19 protein-coding genes are annotated in these 18,587 nt (G+C 68.9%); 11 read left to right on the top strand and 8 right to left on the bottom strand.

The window, feature by feature from the left end:
- Window positions 1-24 precede the first annotated feature (24 nt).
- Both folE and INQ40_RS00200 read right to left on the bottom strand, forming a co-directional pair.
- Window positions 25-615, bottom strand: coding sequence for a GTP cyclohydrolase I FolE (folE, locus tag INQ40_RS00205; protein WP_193985200.1), 591 nt, complete (start codon window positions 613-615; stop codon window positions 25-27).
- Window positions 616-675: 60 nt separating this feature from the next.
- Window positions 676-1,155: a hypothetical protein gene (locus INQ40_RS00200; protein ID WP_194340794.1), complete on the bottom strand. Its 480-nt coding sequence runs from the start codon at window positions 1,153-1,155 to the stop codon at window positions 676-678.
- A 217-nt stretch (window positions 1,156-1,372) separates the two neighbouring features.
- Here INQ40_RS00200 and INQ40_RS00195 point away from each other — a divergent pair, with 217 nt between their 5' ends.
- The 6 genes from INQ40_RS00195 to INQ40_RS00170 all read left to right on the top strand — a co-directional run bounded on the left by INQ40_RS00195 (window position 1,373) and on the right by INQ40_RS00170 (window position 5,643).
- Window positions 1,373-2,170, top strand: a complete 798-nt coding sequence (locus tag INQ40_RS00195) for an ATP-binding cassette domain-containing protein (protein WP_194342320.1) — start codon at window positions 1,373-1,375, stop codon at window positions 2,168-2,170.
- On the top strand, window positions 2,170-2,919 hold the full coding sequence (locus INQ40_RS00190; protein WP_194340793.1) for an MlaE family lipid ABC transporter permease subunit: 750 nt from the start codon (window positions 2,170-2,172) through the stop codon (window positions 2,917-2,919). The genes INQ40_RS00195 and INQ40_RS00190 overlap by 1 nt, the downstream gene beginning before the upstream one ends.
- A gap of 37 nt (window positions 2,920-2,956) precedes the next feature.
- Window positions 2,957-3,502: an outer membrane lipid asymmetry maintenance protein MlaD gene (mlaD, locus tag INQ40_RS00185; RefSeq protein ID WP_194340792.1), complete on the top strand. Its 546-nt coding sequence runs from the start codon at window positions 2,957-2,959 to the stop codon at window positions 3,500-3,502.
- Window positions 3,503-3,504: 2 nt separating this feature from the next.
- Window positions 3,505-4,155: an ABC transporter substrate-binding protein gene (locus INQ40_RS00180; RefSeq protein WP_194340791.1), complete on the top strand. Its 651-nt coding sequence runs from the start codon at window positions 3,505-3,507 to the stop codon at window positions 4,153-4,155.
- A 14-nt stretch (window positions 4,156-4,169) separates the two neighbouring features.
- Window positions 4,170-4,463 carry an STAS domain-containing protein gene (locus INQ40_RS00175; protein WP_194340790.1) on the top strand — a complete coding sequence of 98 codons (294 nt, stop codon included), beginning with the start codon at window positions 4,170-4,172 and terminating at the stop codon, window positions 4,461-4,463.
- A 76-nt stretch (window positions 4,464-4,539) separates the two neighbouring features.
- The gene (locus INQ40_RS00170) at window positions 4,540-5,643 is read left to right on the top strand and encodes an MlaA family lipoprotein (protein ID WP_194340789.1); all 1,104 of its coding nucleotides are present in this window, start codon (window positions 4,540-4,542) and stop codon (window positions 5,641-5,643) included.
- 82 nt (window positions 5,644-5,725) lie between these two features.
- On the opposite strand, the gene rmuC is transcribed toward INQ40_RS00170, so the two are convergent.
- A complete protein-coding gene (rmuC, locus tag INQ40_RS00165) occupies window positions 5,726-7,348 on the bottom strand; it encodes a DNA recombination protein RmuC (protein ID WP_194340788.1) in 1,623 nt (540 codons plus the stop codon).
- Between the two features lie 170 nt (window positions 7,349-7,518).
- Entirely contained in the window at window positions 7,519-8,688 is a 1,170-nt protein-coding gene (locus INQ40_RS00160) for a class I SAM-dependent rRNA methyltransferase (RefSeq protein ID WP_194340787.1), read from the bottom strand.
- 57 nt (window positions 8,689-8,745) lie between these two features.
- Between INQ40_RS00160 and INQ40_RS00155 the strand changes: the two genes are divergently transcribed.
- Window positions 8,746-9,528, top strand: coding sequence for a rhomboid family intramembrane serine protease (locus tag INQ40_RS00155; protein ID WP_194340786.1), 783 nt, complete (start codon window positions 8,746-8,748; stop codon window positions 9,526-9,528).
- A 66-nt stretch (window positions 9,529-9,594) separates the two neighbouring features.
- Here INQ40_RS00155 and INQ40_RS00150 read toward each other — a convergent pair whose 3' ends face one another.
- Entirely contained in the window at window positions 9,595-11,055 is a 1,461-nt protein-coding gene (locus INQ40_RS00150) for a glycine betaine ABC transporter substrate-binding protein (protein ID WP_228482220.1), read from the bottom strand.
- A gap of 50 nt (window positions 11,056-11,105) precedes the next feature.
- Complete coding sequence (locus INQ40_RS00145; RefSeq protein WP_194340785.1) at window positions 11,106-11,843, bottom strand: ATP-binding cassette domain-containing protein; 738 nt, start codon at window positions 11,841-11,843, stop codon at window positions 11,106-11,108.
- A 93-nt stretch (window positions 11,844-11,936) separates the two neighbouring features.
- On the opposite strand from INQ40_RS00145, the gene INQ40_RS00140 reads away from it, so the two are divergent.
- A complete protein-coding gene (locus INQ40_RS00140) occupies window positions 11,937-13,016 on the top strand; it encodes a patatin-like phospholipase family protein (protein ID WP_194340784.1) in 1,080 nt (359 codons plus the stop codon).
- Here the strand turns inward: INQ40_RS00140 and INQ40_RS00135 are convergent.
- The gene (locus INQ40_RS00135; protein ID WP_194340783.1) at window positions 13,008-13,496 is read right to left on the bottom strand and encodes an Lrp/AsnC family transcriptional regulator; all 489 of its coding nucleotides are present in this window, start codon (window positions 13,494-13,496) and stop codon (window positions 13,008-13,010) included. The genes INQ40_RS00140 and INQ40_RS00135 overlap by 9 nt on opposite strands.
- Window positions 13,497-13,628: 132 nt before the next feature.
- Between INQ40_RS00135 and phhA the strand changes: the two genes are divergently transcribed.
- The 3 genes from phhA to INQ40_RS00120 all read left to right on the top strand — a co-directional run bounded on the left by phhA (window position 13,629) and on the right by INQ40_RS00120 (window position 17,185).
- Window positions 13,629-14,516, top strand: coding sequence for a phenylalanine 4-monooxygenase (gene phhA / locus INQ40_RS00130; protein WP_193985187.1), 888 nt, complete (start codon window positions 13,629-13,631; stop codon window positions 14,514-14,516).
- A gap of 65 nt (window positions 14,517-14,581) precedes the next feature.
- On the top strand, window positions 14,582-15,646 hold the full coding sequence (locus INQ40_RS00125) for a class 1 fructose-bisphosphatase (RefSeq protein ID WP_194340782.1): 1,065 nt from the start codon (window positions 14,582-14,584) through the stop codon (window positions 15,644-15,646).
- Window positions 15,647-15,853: 207 nt separating this feature from the next.
- The gene (locus tag INQ40_RS00120; RefSeq protein WP_194340781.1) at window positions 15,854-17,185 is read left to right on the top strand and encodes a sigma-54 dependent transcriptional regulator; all 1,332 of its coding nucleotides are present in this window, start codon (window positions 15,854-15,856) and stop codon (window positions 17,183-17,185) included.
- A gap of 13 nt (window positions 17,186-17,198) precedes the next feature.
- Here INQ40_RS00120 and INQ40_RS00115 read toward each other — a convergent pair whose 3' ends face one another.
- On the bottom strand, window positions 17,199-18,566 hold the full coding sequence (locus INQ40_RS00115; protein WP_228482045.1) for a transporter: 1,368 nt from the start codon (window positions 18,564-18,566) through the stop codon (window positions 17,199-17,201).
- Between the last annotated feature and the right edge of the window lie 21 nt (window positions 18,567-18,587).

Below are 18,587 nucleotides of genomic sequence, written 5' to 3'. Positions count from 1 at the left end.
GGCCTGATCACGAAGCGGTAACGCTCAGTTGCGCGCCGGGCTGCCGATGAACTGCAGGAACTCGGCGCGCGTGCGACCGTCCTCGCGGAAGCCGCCCATCATCTTGGAGGTGATCATGGCCACGCCGCGCTTGTGCACGCCGCGGGTGGTCATGCAGCCGTGGCTGGCCTCGATGACGACGCCAACGCCGCGCGGTTGCAGCACGCGCTGGATGCAGTCGGCGATCTGCGCGGTCATCTTCTCCTGCACCTGCAGGCGGCGCGCGTAGGCGTCCACCACGCGTGCCAGCTTGCTGATGCCGACCACCTTGCCGTCGGGCAGGTAGCCCACGTGCGCGCGACCGATGATCGGCGCCATGTGGTGCTCGCAGTGGCTCTCGAAGCGGATGTCGCGCAGCACGATCAGCTCGTCGTAACCGGCGACTTCCTCAAACGTGCGCGCCAGGTACTCGTCGGGATCGATCTCGTAGCCGCTGAACCAGTCGGCGTAGGCCTTGGCGACGCGCCGCGGCGTATCAAGGAGGCCCTCACGGCCGGGGTCGTCTCCGGCCCATGAGAGCAAGGTGCGGACTGCGGCCTCGGCCTCCTCGCGGGTGGGTTTGACGGGATCGGCCATGGCACTGCAACACCTTCGTCTAAGGGCCGGCCATGCTACTCCAGCGAGCCGTTGCGGGCATCAGCCCGGGGCGGCGTCCATGCGCGCGGCTTCGCGCAGGTACTCCCAACCGTCGGCGACGGCCGTACGCGCTTCCGCCCATTCGGCACGCTCGGGTCGATCGGCGCGCTCGATTTCCCACTCCTCGCGCAGGCCCGGCTCCACTTCGGCCCACGGCCTGCCGCGGTACTCCTCGAACTGGTCGTAGGCGAACTCGTAGGCGGGCTGGTAGTCCTCCCACGCCTGCCCGGGCCGGTAGTACGCGGCGCCGGTGTAGTCGCGCTGGAAGTGCGCGCGGTAGTCCTCGATGCCCGCGCGTACCGCCATCGCCTCGCCGGCACCGGCGCCGATCACGCCGCCGGCGAGCGCGCCGATGGCCATTCCGATCGGGCCGCCGGGGGCGCCAACCGCCGCCCCGGTCACCGCGCCGGCGACGGCGCCGGCACCGGATCCGAGCGCCTGCTGGTCAGTATCGTCTGCGGGAATTTTCTTGTCACTCATCGTCTGCTCCCTGAAAAGGCCGGCCGCGGGACCCGCGTCGGCGCGATCAGCTTCGCCGCCACGGCGTCCCGCCGCGGTGAAGGCTCAGCACGTGTCCGGTCGGGCCGTCTCGTCCATTCAGTCTTTGGCGTGCGCGCCGTGCGGCGGGCTGCGACAATGCGCGACCTGCTCCGCCCCACGGCGGCGCGGCCCGTGTTCGCATTACCGGCCCATGCCCATGATCGATTCCACGCCCATCGTCCGCCTTGCCGGCCTGCGCCTTGATCGCGGCCGCCGCACGGTGTTGCAGGACATCAACCTCAGCGTGCCGCGCGGCCAGGTGCTGACGGTGTTTGGCCCGTCCGGCAGCGGCAAGTCGACGCTCCTGGCCGCACTGACCGGCGAGCTGCCGGCGGCGGCCGGAACGGTGGAGATCTTCGGCCAGCCGATTCCGCGGCGTTCGCGCGCGCTGTTCGAGATGCGCAAGGGCATCGGCGTGCTGCTGCAGGGCAATGGCCTGCTGACCGACCTGACCGTGGCCGAGAACGTCGCCCTGCCGCTGCACACCCACACGGCCTTGCCGCGGCCGGTGATCGAACGCCTGGTGCGGATGAAGCTGCACGCCGTCGGCCTGGTCGCGGCCGCCGATGCGTATCCGCGCGAGTTGTCCGGCGGCATGGCGCGCCGTGTCGCGCTGGCCCGCGCGCTGGCCATGGATCCGCCGCTGATGATCTACGACGAGCCGCTGACCGGCCTGGATCCGATCGCTGCCGGGGTGGTGATGGAGCTGGTGCGCCGGCTCAACGACAGCCTGGGGCTGACCAGCATCCTGGTCTCCCATCACGTCCGCGAGACGCTGCCGATCTGCGACCACGCGATCATGATCGCCAACCGCACGATCGTGTTTTCCGGCACGCCGACCCAGTTGCAGGCCAGCACCGATCCGCTGGTGCGCCAGTTCCTGGACGGCAACCCGGACGGCCCGATCGCGTTCGATGCGCGGCCGCGCACCGCCACCGCAGAGGCGGCCGCCTGATGGCGCTGGCAGAGGCGGTCCGCGCGGTCGGTCGCGCCGGGCTGTTCACCCTCTCGGTGCTGCGCGCTTCGGTCCCCAGCCGCGACCTGTTCCGCGAGCTGGTCCGGGAGATCTACAAGATCGGTGCGCGCTCGCTGCCGATCATCGTCGTTGGCGGCGCCTTCGTCGGCCTGTCGCTGACGCTGCTGGCCTACCGCGCGCTGGACACCTACGGCGCCAGCACCCAGGTCAGCATGATCCTTGGGCTGGGCATCTATCGCGAGCTGGGACCGGTGCTGACGGCGTTGCTGTTCATCGGCCGCGCCGGATCTTCGATTGCCGCGGAGCTGGGCCTGATGCGGGCCACCGACCAGATCACCGCGCTGGGCCTGATGGGGATCGACCCGGTCGGCAAGGCGGTGGCGCCGCGCTTCTGGGCCGCCGTGCTGTGCGTGCCGCTGCTGACGGGCTTCTTCTGCAGCCTGGCGATCAGCGCGAGCTATCTGGAGGCGGTCCACGTCATCGGCGTGGATTCGGGTATTTTCTGGCAGGTGCTGCGCGACAGCGTCGACCTGGTCGACGACTTCGGCATGGCGATGGTCAAGTCCGCCGTGTTCGGCGCGGTGGCGGCGCTGGTCGCGGCCTACGTCGGCTTCCACGCCGAGCCGACCATCGAGGGCACCTCCGTGGCGACCACCAAGGCGGTGGTGAATGCCTCGCTGCTGGTGCTGATGCTGAACTTCGTGATGTCCGCGCTGCTGTTCACCTGATCCCCGATCGACTCCCACTTTCCACGAGTGACACCCCATGAGTATGCGCAGCCCCCGTATCGAGTTTGCCGTCGGCGCCTTCCTGCTGCTGGCCTTGGCCTCCCTGCTGGTCCTGGCGATGAGTTCCACCAACGGCAAGTTGGGCTGGTTCGGTGTCAGCGACTATGAGGTCACCGCCCGCTTCACCAATCTGGGCCCGCTGCGCGCGAACGCGCCGGTCAAGATCGGCGGCGTGGCGATCGGCCGGGTCTCCCACATCACCCTGGACCCGGTGAAGCTCGATTCGGTGGTCACCCTGGCCATCGACAAGCGCTACGACGACCTGCCCGCCGACACCAGCGCCGCCATCCTCACCTCCGGCCTGCTGGGCGAGAGCTACATTGGCCTGCAACCCGGCGGCGATCCCGAGCCGTTGAAGGCCGGCGACCAGATCTTCCTGACCCAGTCCTCGGTCGACCTGATCCAGATGGTCGGCAAGTACATGTTCAGCGGAGGTCCGGACAATGGCCCGGGTAGCGCCGATGACGGCGCCGCCGAGCTTCCCGCGTACCTGCAGGACAACGGCGACACCCCCAAGGAATGACTATGAAAATCCGCCTGATCTCCGTTCTGGTTTCCGCCGCGCTGCTGGCCGGCGCTCCCGTGCTGGCGTTTGCCGTCGGACAGACCGCCGCGGCCACGACCGCCACCGCCTCGCCAAGCAAGCTCGTACTGGACAACTCGACCCGCGTGCTGACCACGCTGGACGCGCGCCGCGCCGAGTTCACCGCCGATCGCGCCGCGCTGCAGAAGTTCATCAGCGCCGAGTTCGAGCAGATGTTCGACAGCAAGTACGCCGCCCAGCTGGTGCTCGGCCGCCACGGCCGCGGCGCCGCCGACGCGGACGTCAATCGTTTCGCCAAGGCACTCACCAGCAACCTGATGGGCCGCTACGGCTCCTCGCTGCTGGACTTCAACAGCCGGCTGAAGGTGCGCATCAAGTCCGAGACGCCGCTGCGCGGCGGGGCGATGGTCAAGGTCTCCAGCGAGTTCATCCGCCAGGGCGGCGACCCGATCCCGGTGGATTACCTGATGCGCAAGGTCGGCAACGACTGGAAGGTGTTCGACGTGATGGTCGAGGGCGTGAGCTTCGTGCAGACCTTCCGCAACCAGTTTGACGAGCCGTTGTCGCGCAAGTCGATCAACGAGATCTCGACCGACTTGGAAGCGGGCAGGCTGCAGCCGACCGCCAAGTGACGCCGGCCGCTGGCATGCGCTCACCTGCCCCCATCGCCTCGGTCGAGCGTGACGGCAATGCGCTGGTATTTACCGGCGTGCTTGATCGCGACGCGGTACCCGCCTTGTGGGGCCGGTGCGCCGCCTGGCCGAACGGCATCACCCAGCTGGACCTCTCCGCGGTGGAGCGCGTCGACAGTGCGGGCGTGGCGTTGCTGGCCGAGCTCGCCGCGCGTACCGGTGCCGATCAGGTGCTGGGCGAGCCGGCCGGCCTGGCGGAACTGCGCCGCGCCTACCGGCTGGGCGCCACGCTGGATTTCGCCAACTAAATTGGGCCCTGCGCGCGTCGGCGACCGTCGCCTCCGCACCCGCATTCGGCCACCAACGTGCCATGGACTGCTCTTGATGCCCACCTCATTTCGCAACCGCCATCGCCGTGCGCCGTCGCTGGTGCTTGGGCTGGGCCTGGTCCTCGCCGTGGCAGGCGTTGGTTGCGCGAGCGCGCCGCCGGTGCTCGATGACGCGGCAACGCCGGTAGTGCCGGCAAAGCCAGCAACGGACGCGGGCTCCGAATTGCCTGCCTTAATCGAACCGGCGGTGACCGAGCCGGAGGCAGCCGGCGCCCCGGAAGCCACTGCGGGTGACACCACTGCCGAGTCGATCGATGCGCCGCCAGCGATGTCGGCGACCGATCAGGACGCGGCTGGGATGCAGGCGCGCACCGCCGCCGAACGCGACTTTGACGCCCTCTACGGCGTGTACGACCCGGTCGCCGACCCCACCTTGCCGGCCGCCGCGCAGATCGCCGGCGTGTACGACCCGTGGGAGCGCTACAACCGCCCGATGCACCGCTTCAACAACGCGGTCGATCGCACCATCGCCCGCCCGCTGGCCCAGTTCTATGTCGCCGTCGCGCCGCGGCCGGTGCGGCTCGGGGTGAGCAATTTCTTCAGCAACCTAGGGCAGCCGGTCACCGCGCTCAATGCGCTGCTGCAGGGCAAGCCGGCGCAGGCCGGGCAGGCGCTGGGCCGGTTCGTGCTCAACACCACGCTGGGGATCGCCGGTATTTTCGATCCTGCCAGCGACGCCAAGCTGGACCGGCGCAACGAGGATTTCGGCCAGACGCTGGGTGTGTGGGGCTGGGAACGCTCGCGCTACGTGGAGCTGCCGCTGTTCGGCCCGCGCACCGTGCGCGACGTGCTCGGCATGGTGGGCGACGCGCCGCTGAGCCCGCTGCGGCAGGTCGAGCAGGACAAGATCCGGATTCCCCTGCAGGGCCTGCAGCTGGTGGACGTGCGCACCCAGTTGCTGGCGACCGACAGCCTGCGCGAGGGCGCCTCCGACGACTACGCGCTGGTTCGCGATGCGTGGATGCAGCGGCGCAATTACCAGATCCTCGGCGACCGCATGGGCGAGGACACCGACAATGCGCTGCCTGACTATCTGCGCGACGACGACAACCCGCTCGTCCCGGCGTCGGCGATGCCGGTGATGCCCACCGACAACTGAGTCGTGCGGCGATGGCCGCGCAGCCGCAGCGCGTCGGGAGCACTCGGCGCGCGCCGGGACGCTGCGGCGAGTGCCCGCGAATTCAGCTGTTCCCGGTCCCCAGCGCAGCACCGAGGAGTTGTTTTGCGGGAGCGTCGGTCGACGCCGCGCCGCCGTCGGCCTCCGGCTTGAGCTCATCGGTGAGCGCGCGCCTTCCGTGCGCACCCAGCTCGGCCAGTCGCCGGGCCCGCGGGATCACCGCCTGGCTGGACTCGCTGAGCCGGCGGCGCGCGTTCTTGAATGCCTTGTCGGCGTCATCCAGGCTCTTGCCGACCTTGTCGAAGTCGGCGAGGAAGCCCATCAGCGCATCCAGCACCAGACCACCGGTATCGCTGATCGCGATCGCCTCGCGCTGGATCTTGTCGCGCGTCCACAGCCGCTCCACCACCCGCAGCAGCGCCATCAGCGTGTTGGGCGAGGCGAACACCACGCGGCGGTCGAACGCGTCGGTCTGCAGCGCCGTGTCGGTGCCCAGCGCGGCCGAGAGCGCGCCTTCGATCGGGATGAAGGCGATGGTCACCTCCAGCGCGGTATCGCCCAGCACCTTGGGGTAGTTCTTCTCGCTCAACTCGCGCATGTGCTGACGCAGGCCGGCGGCGTGCCGGCGTAGCGCATCGTTCTGCTCGTCCGGCGTGTCGGCGTTCATCGCCTCCTGCCAGGCGATCAGGTTGACCTTGCTGTCAACGACCACACAGCGCTCGTCGGGCAGGCGAACCACGATGTCCGGGTGCAGCCGCGCGCCGTCTTCGTCGACCGTGCCCTTCTGGCGGTCGTAATGCACACCGTCCTCCAGACCGGAGCCGCGCAACACGCTCTCCAGCATCAGCTCGCCCCAGTCGCCGCGGACCTTGGAACTGCCTTTCAGCGCCCGGGTCAGCGCGTGCGCCTGCTGCGCCATGTCCTGGTTGAGGGTTTTCAGCTCGGTGACCGCCCCCAGCAATGACGCCCGCTCCCGGGCCTCCTCGCCGTAGAGCGTGTCGACCCGGCTGCGAAATTCGCCGATACGCTCGGCAAACGGCTTCAGCAACGCGTCGATATCGGCCTTGGACTGCAACGAGGCCCGCTGCACGTTCTTCTCGAACAGCTGCCCCTTCTCCTCGAACACCTTGCCCGCCAGCTCGGTGAAGGCACCCGACAGCTTCGTCTGCGCCTCGGCCAGGAAGGTTTGCATCTCGGTGTGGGCCTGCTTGGCGTGCTGCAGGTTGGCCGACACGCCCGCGTGCTCGGATTGCAGGTGGCGGTAGCTGTCGCGCAGCTCGGCGAGCTCCGCCGCCAACGCGCCCTCACGCTCGCGCGAGGCCAGCAGCGCCTGCTCGCGCTCCTGCAACGACTGCCCCGCCGACCGCGCCGCCAAGCGCTCCGTCTCCAGCCCCTCCTGCAAACCGGCGCGCGCCGTCTCCAGACGATCAATCACCTGATCGCGCTCGGCAATCGCACCCTCCAGTGCGCCCAAGCGCCCGAGCAGGCGCCCACTCTCGGCCGCCTGCTCACGCGCCGCCTCGCGCTCGGCGCGCAACTCCTCACCCAGCCGATCACGCTCCTCGCGCATCGCGCCCAGCTCCGCGCCAGATCCCTGTGAACCCTGCCTGCGCAGCAACACCACCAACAGTCCGGCGACGACCAAGGTCGCCACGAGCAACAAGATGAGGAGCAGTTGGCTATCCATCGCTCCAGTGTAGCGACGCCGGTCTCACCGGCCGCGACCGCGGGCCACTGCGAAAGGCGAGCCTGCAGGCGCCGGCCGGCAGTCCCGATCACAAAGCGAATTTCGTGGAGCGACTGAGCGGGACTGCCGGTCGGCGCCCCCTGGGCATCCATACGAGTCCCGGAACCGCCTCAGTCCAGCACCCGACAAAACGCCGCCTTCAGATACCGCGACTCCGGCACCTGCGCCAGCCACGGATGATCCGGCCCTGCGCCGGCCACCTTCAGCACCTGCACCGTCCGATTGGAAAAAAACGCCGCCCGCCGGATCATGTCCAGGAACTGGTCCTCGCTGACCAGCCCCGTGCATGAGAACGTCGCAAACAGCCCGCCCGGCTTGACCACGCCCAGCGCGAGCCGGTTCATGTCCAGGTACTTCTTCAGCGCCGGAATCACCTGCTCCCGGTCGCGGGTCATCTTGGCCGGGTCCAGCACCACCACGTCGTACTGCTCGCCGGCGATCGCCGCATCGCGCAGCCACGGAAAGATGTCCGCCTGGACGAACTTCACATCGGCTTGGTTGAGTTTGGCGTTGCCCTTGGCGATGGACAGCACGTCCGCGTCGATGTCCACGCCCACCACCTCGCTGGCGCCACGCACGGCGGCATACACGCCGAAGCCGCCGGTGTTGCAGCACAGGTCGAGCATCCGTTTGCCGGCCACGTGCTGGCTCAACCACTGGCGGTTGTCGCGCTGGTCGGCGAAGAATCCGGTCTTGTGCGCGCCGGCCGGATCGGCGCGGAACTTCACCCCGTGCTCGGTGATGACCGCCGGCTGGGCCGGTTCGGTGCCGCGGAAATCGAAGCTTTCCTGCTTCTGCACGTGCACATCGGCGGACATGTGGAAGCGGCAGCCGGGGAACTGCTCGCGCAGCGCGGCCTGGATCCATTCGCGGTGGCGGAACGCGCCGGCACTGAAGAACTCCAGCACCAGCAGGTCGGCGTAGCGATCGATCACCAGCCCGGAGATGCCGTCGCCCTCGCTGTGGAAAACCCGCCAGCCATCGCTGACCTCGTCCAGCTTGAGCACATCGCGGCGCAGCGACACGGCCGCGGCGATCTTGCGCGCGAACCAGTCCGCGTCGATCACCGCGTTGGGGTCGTTGTCGAGCATGCGCAGGGCGATGCGCGAGTGGCCGTTGTAGAAGCCGCGACCGATCAGTTCGCCGTCCACGCCAATCACATCGACGATCTCGCCGGGACGCGGACGCTGCGCCGGCTTGGCGACCAGGCGCTGGAATATCCAGGGGTGGGAGGATTTCCAGGCGTTCTTCAGGTGGACGGTGGGGATGGTGTTGTTCATGCCGCCATTCTACGGGGCCCGCCTTGTATTCGCGGCCGCCAGCGCCACAGTTGGTGAATGCCTGACAAGATTCCCGAAGCGCTCGCGCTCGATCCCAAGGCGCAGCGCATCGCCGACCGCAAGCGCTGGATGGGCGCATTCAACCTGAGCCTGGCCGCGGTGCTGCTGTTGCTGGTGATCCACTCGCTGCAGGGCGCGGTGGACCTGCGCGACTGGATGGTGCAGCCGTGGTCGGCGGCGGGGTTGCTTGGCATCCTCGGTGCGCCCTTGCTGCACGGCTCCTTCGAGCACCTGGCCGCCAACGCGATTTCCCTGCTGATGCTGGGCACGCTGGCCGGCGGGATGTATCCGCGCGCGACGCTGCGCGCACTGCCGCTGATGTGGTTGGGCTCGGGCGCCGGGGCCTGGCTGTTGGGCGATGCGGGCTCCTACCACCTGGGCGCCAGCGGCATCACCCACGGCCTGATGTTCCTGGTCTTCATCCTCGGCCTGCTGCGACGCGACCGGCCGGCGATTGCGGCGGCGATGATCGCCTTCTTCCTCTACGGCGGCATGCTGCTGACGATCTTCCCGCGCGAGATCGGCGTGTCTTGGCAGGCGCACATGGGCGGGGCGCTGGGCGGCGTACTGGCGGCGTTTTTGTGGCGGCGACTGGACCCGCGCCAGCCGCGCAAGAAATACAGCTGGGAGATCGAAGAGGAACTGGCACAGGCGGACGCGGCCGATCCCGATCCCGAGGGGCTGGAACTGTCTCCGGCCGACGATGTGCCAGTGTTGTGGCACCGCCCGGACCCCGCGGACGAGCGCGGCGTGGTCCTGCCGTTCCGGCGCCGCGACTAGGCGGTCCGGGACCGGTCGCACCGCCCACTCAGGTGCGATCGATCGCGGGCGGGCAGTGGCGCGCGGTCAGTGCCGCGCGGCCAGCCGCAGGCCACGCGGCGTCAGTCCCCGCTCGACCAGTTCGAAGCCGCCCTGCACCACCAGCGCGAGCACCGCCGCCGGCACCGCACCTTCCAGGATCAGGCCGATATCGTCCAGGCGGATGCCCGCGAGAATCGGTTGCCCATAGCCGCCAGCGCCGATCAGCGCGCCCAGCGTGGCGGTGCCGACGTTGATGACGGCGGCGGTCTTGATGCCGGCCAGGATCATGCCGAGGGCGAGCGGCAGTTCGATCCGCCACAGGCGGGTACGCGGCGGCAGGCCCAGCGCGGCCGCCGTTTCGCGCAGCTCGCGCGGAATGCCGGTCAGGCCGGCGTGCGTGTTGCGCACGATCGGCAGCAGGCTGTAGAGGAACAGCGCGGCAATCGCCGGGCCGGCGCCGATGCCGAACAGCGGGATCATGAAGACGAATACCGCCAGCGACGGCAGCGTCTGCAGCAGGCCGGTGACGGTCAGTACCAGTTGGCCGAGCCGCGGCCGGCGCGCAGCCAGCACACCGAGGGGCAACGCGACGATCAGCGCCAGTCCCAGGGAGATGCCCACCAGCCCGAGGTGTTCCAAGGTCCGCTTCCAGATCCGCTGCGCGCGCGACGCGGCGGCGGGCGCGGCGACGCCCAGCCACCCCGCGGCGACGCTGGCTTCGCTGGCGCCCTCCAGCTTCACCTCGGCATTGAGCCGTTGCATGGTCGGTGCATCGATGCGCCCGGCCAGGCCTTGCAGCGCCGCCAGCCATTCCGGCGCGCGCGCCTGCAGGTCCTTGCGATAGAGGAACACCGCGGCGTAGTCAGGGAAATAGCCGCGATCGTCCTCAAGAGCGATCAGGTCGTAGTACGCAATCTCCGCATCGGTGGTGTACAGGTCGATCACGTCCAGCGCGCCACTGGCCAGGCCGCGGTACGCCAGGTCGTGATCGAGGCCGTCGGGCCGCTGCGGCAACCCGTAGGCGTCGCGCACGCCCGGCCAGCCGTCGGCGCGCTGCATGAACTCGTTGCTCAGGCCGATTTTCAGCTCCGGATGGTCTGTCAGGTCTGACACCGTGGCCACGCCCAGCTCTCCGGCACGGGCGCGGGTCATCCCCAGCGCGTAGGTGTTGCTGAAACCCAGCGACGCGGTCATGCCCAGACCGCGCTCGTCGAGCGCGGCGCGCACCCGGTCAGGGCCGGCGCCCGGCATCTGCAGCAGTTCCGCGGCGAGCGTGCCGGTGTACTCGGGGTAGGCGTCGATGTCGCCCTCGAGCAGCGCCCGCCAGAGGATGCGGGTGCCGCCCAGCTGCGCCCGGTGGGTCACGGTCACTCCCTCGTCGTGCGGCAGCCCGGCGGCCACCTCGGCCAGGATCACCGACTCGGTAAAGGCCTTGGAACCCACGGTCACCGGTTGCGCATGAGCCGGCGCAACCGGCAGCGCGGCGATTGCGAGCGCGACGACCAACGCCAGCAGCAGCCAGCCCGGGCGCGACCGGACACGGACTTGGGCGGCGCTCACAGGCTCTGCTCCAGGCTGCGCTGGGCGGTCATGAAACGGGTCACGAACGGGTCGGCGGGGGCGTCATGCAACTCGCGCGCGGTGCCCTGCTGGACGATCCTGCCGTCGCGCAGCAGCACCAGCGTGTCGGCGAGAAACGCCGCTTCGGCGACGTCATGGGTGACCAGCACCACGGTCTTGCCCAGCTCGACAAACAGCTCGCGCATCTGCTCCTGCAGTTCGTGGCGGATGATCGGATCCAGCGCGCCCAGCGGCTCGTCCAGCAGCAGCACCTGGGGGTCCAGCATCAGCGCCCGGATCAGCCCGACCCGCTGGCGCTGACCGCCCGACAGTTCGGCCGGGTAGCGCTGCAACGCGGCCACCGGCAAGCGGGTCATCGCCGCCAACTCATCCATGCGCTGCGCAATACGCGCGGTCGACCAGCCCACCGTCCGTGCCAGCAGGCCGATGTTGGCCGCCGCGCTGAGGTGCGGAAACAGCCCGCCTTCCTGGATCATGTAGCCGATGCGGCGGCGCTGCTGGAGCAGGCGGTCGCGCTGCAGCGGCTCGCCATCGAAGCGGACCTCCCCGCTGTCGGGCCAGTCCAGCCCGACCAGCATCCGCAGCACGCTGGACTTGCCCGCGCCACTGGGACCGATCAGGGCGGTGGTGCGGCCGCTGGCGATGCACAGCTCGACCGCGTCCAGCGCGACGACGCGACCGTAGGATTTGCAGACCTGGCGGAGTTCGAACACGCCCCGAGGATAAGCCACACGGGCGAGCGGACTGACCGCGTTCAAGCGCCGCGCACTATCCTTGCCGTCCCGTCCTTCAATGTGCCTTTCGCCATGCGGCTGAAAACCCTGTTCCGCCCCCGTCACTGGCTGGCCCTGAGCGCGGGCATCGTCCTGGCCGCGTGCGGCGGCAACACCCGGCCCGACCCCGCGCCTGCCATCGCCGCGCCGGTCGCGCCAGTCAGCGTTCCTGCGCCGCGGATCGGCGTGGCGCTGGGCGGCGGCGCGGCCAAGGGATTCGCCCACATCGGCGTGATCAAGATGCTCGAGGCCAACGGCATGGAGCCTGTCGTCGTGTCCGGCACCAGCGCGGGCAGCGTGGTCGGCGCGCTGTATGCCAGCGGCATGGATTCCTTCCAGATGCAGCGCCAGGCCTTCGCGCTGGACGAGTCGAAGATCCGCGACGTGAGCCTGTTCTCCGGCGGGGTGATCAAGGGCCAGAAGCTGCAGGACTACGTCAACGAGCTGGTCGGCGGTCGCACGCTGGAGAGGATGGTCAAGCCCTTCGCAGTGGTGTCCACCCAGCTGGAGACCGGCAAGCGCACCGTGTTCGTGCGCGGCAACACCGGTCAGGCGGTGCGCGCGTCCAGCAGCATTCCCGGCGTGTTCGAGCCGACGCTCATCGGCGGCCTGCACTACGTGGACGGTGGCATCGTCAGTCCGGTGCCGGTGGATGCCGCGCGCGAGCTGGGCGCCGACTTTGTCATCGCCGTGGACATCTCCACCATTGCCAGCGGCAAGGCGCCGGGCAGCCTGCTGGGCAACGTCAACCAGTCCATTGCCATCATGGGCCGCAAGCTTGGCGCGCAGGAGCTGGCCCGGGCCGACATCGTCATCCGGCCGCGGGTCGACGAGATCGGGCCGGCCAGTTTCGAGCAGCGCAACAACGCGATCCTGGAAGGCGAGAAGGCCGCGATGGCGGCGCTGCCGCAGATCCGCGCCGCGCTGGCGAAGATGCATAAGGAGCGCGTGGCCGAGGCTACGCTGGCCGCCCGCCAGGCGGCCGAAGCCGCGGCGCGCAAGTCGGCGCAGGAGGCCGCCGCGGAGGCCGAGCGCTGCGCGCAGGAGCAGTCGCGCATCGGCAGCCTGCTGCGCCGTACACCCGATTGCACCGCAGGCGCCGACTCACGCTGACGGTCGTCCGGCCGGCAACGGCATCCCGCGGAACGCCTTGACGGTGCGCAACACGAAACTGGAATTGACGTCGTCCACGCCGGACTGGTTGAGCAGGTGGTCCAGCAGAAAGCGCGAGAAGTGGTCCAGGTCGCGCACGGCCACCTGCAGCAGGTAGTCCATGTCGCCGGTCAGCGCGTGGCAGGCGACCACCTCCTCCCACTGGTTGACGAAGACCGAGAACCGCTCGATCGCGCCGCTGTCGTGGCGGCTGAGCTGGACCCGCACGAACGCCTGCAGGCCCACGCCGACGCGCTCGGGGTCGACCTCGGCGCGGTAGCCGGCGATCACGCCCTCGCGCTCCAGCCGCTGCACCCGGCGCAGGCACGCCGACGGCGACAGGCGCACCCGTTCGGCCAGCTCCGCGTTGGTCTGGCGGCCGGCGCGCTGCAGCTCGCCGAGCACCTGCAGATCGGTTCGGTCCAGGCTGACGTTTGGCATGATATTGCTCGCTGCGATCGGTTGACGCACCTATCGTGCTGTCAGGAGCCAATGCGGCGCAACAACGCAATCCGCTTGCGCGCGGATGCGGCTATTGTGGTCGTTGACACCGACCGTCAACGAGGATCTCCCATGGAAACCGCCCGCCGCACCGAATCCCAGCTCACCGACAAGGGTTACGTGCCGGTCTATACGACCGCGATCGTGGAGCAGCCATGGGACAGCTACACCGACGCCGATCACGCGGTCTGGGCGCAGCTGTTCGAGCGCCAGAAAGCCATCCTGCCGGGCTTGGCCAGCGACGAGTTCATCGCCGCGCTGGGGGCGATGGAGATGACAGCCGACCGCATTCCCAAATTCGCCGACCTCAACCCGATCCTGCACGCGGCGACGGGCTGGGAGCTGATCGGTGTGGAAGGCCTGCTGCCGGAGCTGGAATTCTTCCAGCACCTGGCCAACCGGCGTTTCCCGGTCACCTGGTGGATCCGCCGCGAGGACCAGCTCGACTACCTCGCCGAGCCCGACCTCTTCCACGACCTGTTCGGCCATGTCCCGCTGCTGATGAACCCGGTGTTCGCCGACTACATGGCCGCCTACGGGCGCGGCGGCGTCAAGGCCCACGGCATCGGCAGCGACGCCCTGGTCAACCTGACCCGGCTGTACTGGTACACGGTCGAGTTCGGCCTGATCCAGCAAAAGGACGGCCTGCGCATCTACGGCAGCGGCATCGTGTCGTCCAAGGGCGAGTCGATCCATTGCCTGCAAAGCGATGCGCCCAACCGGATCGGTTTCGACCTCGAACGGATCATGCGCACCCGTTACCGCATCGACACCTACCAGAAGACCTACTTCGTCATCGACAGCTTCCAGCAGCTGATGGACGCGACCGGACCGGACTTCGCGCCGATCTACACCAAGCTCGCCGCGATGGACGCGATTCCGGCCGGCGACGTGCTCGACAGCGACCGGGTCCTGCACCGCGGCACCGGCGAGGGCTGGCTCAACGACGGCGACGTCTGAGCTTCGGGCCGGAGCGCAGGCGGCGGCTTACAATGCCGCCATCGCCACTGCCCTGGAGCGCCACGATGACGCCCAATCGCCCGACCAGCCCCTACTCGCTCACCCGCTTCCTGATCGAGGAGGAGCGCGCGGGCCATATCCGCCCCGACCTGCGTCTGCTGATCGAAGTGGTGACCCGCGCCTGCAAGCGCATCTCCATCGAGGTCGGCAAGGGCGCGCTGGGCGGCGTGCTCGGCGATGCGGGAACCCCGGGCCAGGCCAGCATCAACGTCCAGGGCGAGGCACAGAAGAAGCTCGACGTGATCGCCAACGACGTGCTGATGGAGGCCAACGCCTGGGGCGGCCACCTCGCCGGTCTGGCGTCCGAGGAAATGGACCACAGCGTGCCGATCCAGGACCTGAGCCCGGACGGCTCCCCGGCCGGCAATTACCTGCTGCTGTTCGATCCGCTGGACGGCAGCTCCAACATCGACGTTAACATCTCGGTGGGCACGATCTTCTCGGTGCTGCGCTGCCCCGAGGGCGTGACAAAGCCGGCCGATGAGCACTACCTGCAGCCGGGCACCGAGCAGCTGGTCGCCGGCTACTGCACCTACGGCCCCAACACGACGCTCGTGCTGACCATCGGCCACGGCACCCACGCCTTCACCTTGGACCGCGAGATCGGCAGCTTCACCCTGACCACGCGCGGCATGCGCATCCCGGAGGAGACGCAGGAGTTCGCGGTCAACATGTCCAACCAGCGCCACTGGCAGCCGCCGATGCAGGCCTACGTGGCCGACCTGCTGGCGGGCAAGACCGGACCGCGCAGCAAGGACTTCAACATGCGCTGGGTCGCCAGTATGGTGGCCGACGTGCACCGCCTGCTGACCCGCGGCGGTATCTTCAGCTACCCGCTGGATGCCAAGTGCGAGGCAAAGGGGGGCAAGCTGCGGCTGATGTACGAGGCCAACCCGATGGCGATGCTGGTCGAGCAGGCCGGCGGGGCGGCCAGCACCGGCCGCCAGCGCATGCTGGAAGTGACCCCGACCGGGTTGCACCAGCGCGTGCCGGTGTTCCTGGGTTCGCGCAATGAGGTGGAGGCAGCCGTGCGTTACCACCGCGAACACGACGTTGAAGCCGCGATCTGAGCGCGACCGCAGCAACGAAAAATGCGCTGTCGGATCCCGCGTTGTCCGGGAATCCTGCCGCGCGGCGTTGTAATCCAGTACCCGGAACAGTCACCGCGGACATGCCGCGGGCCAACCGGGAAGTCGAACCGCATCAGGACGGATACTGCAGTCGGTTTGTAAGGGGATCCGGCCGCGTTTTACCCAGGCGTCAACTTGGGGGAACCCATGGCTGTTGTTCCAGCACTTTCCACGCAGTGCGTAATCTGGTTTGGCAAACCCAAGCGTCACGAACGCGCGGCACTGGGCGCCGCCGGCTGGCAGGTGCGCGCGGCGCGTTCGGATGATGGCATCGGGCTGCGCGCGGGCGACACGGTGGTCGGCCTGCTGGACCTGCGCGACGGAAGCCACGGCTGCCTCGACCGGCTGGAGCGGCTTGCCCGGGAACACGACTACCTCTCGCTGCTGGCCGTGGTTCCGGCGGCCACCGGTCCGTCCCCAACCCGTCACCCCATCCTGGATCACTGCGCGGCGATCCTGACCGCACCGCTCGACGTGCCGCGGCTGATCCAGGCACTGGGCCGGCTGGTGCGCGAGCCACGCCCGGATCCCGCCCACGCGCTGGGCTCCCTGATTGGCGCCAGCCCGCCCATGAGGGACATCCACGCGACCATCCGCAAGTTCGCCCCGGTGGACCTGCCGGTGCTGATCACCGGCGACACCGGTACCGGCAAGGACGTCGCCGCTCGCGTCCTGCATGAACTCTCGGCGCGGCGTCGCGCCCGCTTCGCCGCGGTCAACTGCGGCGCACTGGCACCCAACCTGGTGCAATCGGAACTGTTCGGCCACGAACGCGGGGCGTTTACCGGCGCCAACGCGCGTCGCGCCGGCCTGTTTGAAACCGCCGACGGCGGCACCGTGTTCCTCGATGAGATCGGCGACCTGCCGTTGGAGGCGCAGACCAACCTGCTGCGGGTGTTGCAGGACCACAGCGTGCAACGCGTCGGCAGCCACGAATCCATCCCGGTCGATGTGCGGGTGCTGGCGGCAACCAACCGCGATCTGGAGGCCGCGGTTGCCGCGGGCAAGTTCCGCGACGACCTGTTCTACCGGCTTAACGTGCTGCGGCTGCACATGCCGCCCCTGCGCGAGCGTGGCGCCGACATCCTGCTGCTCGCCAGCCACTTTTTGAACGCGTACAGGGACAAGAACCCGACCCGCGCTCGCGCCTTCAGCAGTTCCGCGCAGCAGGCCATGCTCGGTTTTGCCTGGCCGGGTCATGTGCGCGAGTTGATCAACCGCGTCCAGCGCGCAGCGGTGATCGCCGAGGGGGAGCTGATCACTCCGGAGGAGCTGGGCCTGTGTGGCCACCCACCCGGCCCGGCCGGCGACGGCGCGCTCGACACGGCGCGCGAGTCGGCCGAACGGGAGACGATCCTCAACTGCCTGCGCGAAAGCGGCTTCAACATCAGCGAGACAGCGCGCCGGTTGAAGGTATCGCGGGTAACGATCTACCGCCTGTGCCGCAAGCACGAGCTCGACCTCGCCCGGCTGCGCTGACTCAGGCGTTGCCTCAGAGCATGTAGGGCACCTTGAACACCAGGCTGAAGTCCGGCGCATCCGGGGTCAGGCCGATGCCCAGCGCGCTGACCAGCGTGGTGTGCTGGCTGAGCGCATAGGTCACGCCCAGATTGAACATGCCGGCGTTGGCGTCGCTGCCGATGATCTTGTTCCAGGGTTGGCCGTCGTAGCGGGTGCGCGCGCGGGCGCTGAGCTTGTCGCTGTAGGAAATGCTCAGACTGGTGCGTTCGTTGAAGGCAAACGCCACGCCGGCCCCGAAATAGAAGCTCCGGCCCAGCTGCACGTCGCCGGGATTGACGGTCTCGGGGTTGTTGTCGAGATCATCGAAACTGTTGCGGAACGAATGGATGTAGCCGAAGTTGCCAAACAGGATCGCCGGATCGGCCGTCTTCACCACCGATACACCGACATTGGTCTGCCACACGCCGTTGCCGGTGGGCTCCTTTTCGGGCACCGCGAAACGGATGAAGCCGTCGTCGTCGCGCTCCAGCACCTCCCAGGAAATGCCGTACGGCTCTCGTCCCGTGGGCGCGGTCACGCCGAGCGTGAGCACGGTTTCCGGCCAGCGCGGGCTTTCCATGAACATCCGGTAGTTGCCGCTCACGGTGAGATCGCCGAAGCCGTGGCCGTAGGTGTCTTCCTGCGCCACCGCGCCGGCCGAGCCGCCCGCGCCGCCCTTCTGATAGACGGTCTTGCGTGCAATGTAGGGCACGTCCAGGTTCAGCGTCAGGCGCGGGTTGAGGCCGTAGCGGGCGGCGAAGTTGTAGGTGAGCGTGTCGGATTCGACGTTTTCGATCGCGATGTTGCCCAGGAAGATCGCGTCCAGCGCCAGGAAGCCGGTCAGCGTCAGCTGTTTGCGATCGTAGCGGTTGTAGGAAAGGCTGTTCTCCAGCGTCAGGCGGCGATCGAACACGGCCGCGACCTGCTGCTTGACGTCCTCGACGCTGCGTTTGGCCGCATCCCGGGCTTCTGCCGCTTCGGCCGGGCTGCTCGCGTACCCCTCCGCCGCAGCCGGCGGCGTGGTCGGCGCTGCGACCGTTGGCGCTGCCCGCGCCGGCGATCCCGCTGGACGACTGGACGCGACCGCAGGTGTCGCCGGCTGGAGCGGGAGCGTCTTTCCGTCCACCCGCGCCTGCAATGCCTGCACGCGCATGTCCAGCTCGCGCAGCCGGCGGACTTCCTGGGCATAGCTGCCTTTCAGCGCTTCCAGCTCGGCCAGCAGCGCGCGCACGTCGGCCTGGTCCTGTGCATCCACGGAGGCTGCGGCCTCCGCAGCCACCGGCGGAGCCTGCTGGGCAAATACCGCGAACGGCGCAGTGCCAGCCAGGGCCACGGTGATCGCAACCGGCAAAAGCTTCATTGGCATCCTTCCCCGATCGTC

The organism is Lysobacter sp. H21R4 (assembly GCF_015277535.1).
GTDB lineage: Bacteria > Pseudomonadota > Gammaproteobacteria > Xanthomonadales > Xanthomonadaceae > Novilysobacter > Novilysobacter ciconiae.
This window is presented reverse-complemented; position numbering and strand designations above follow the sequence as displayed.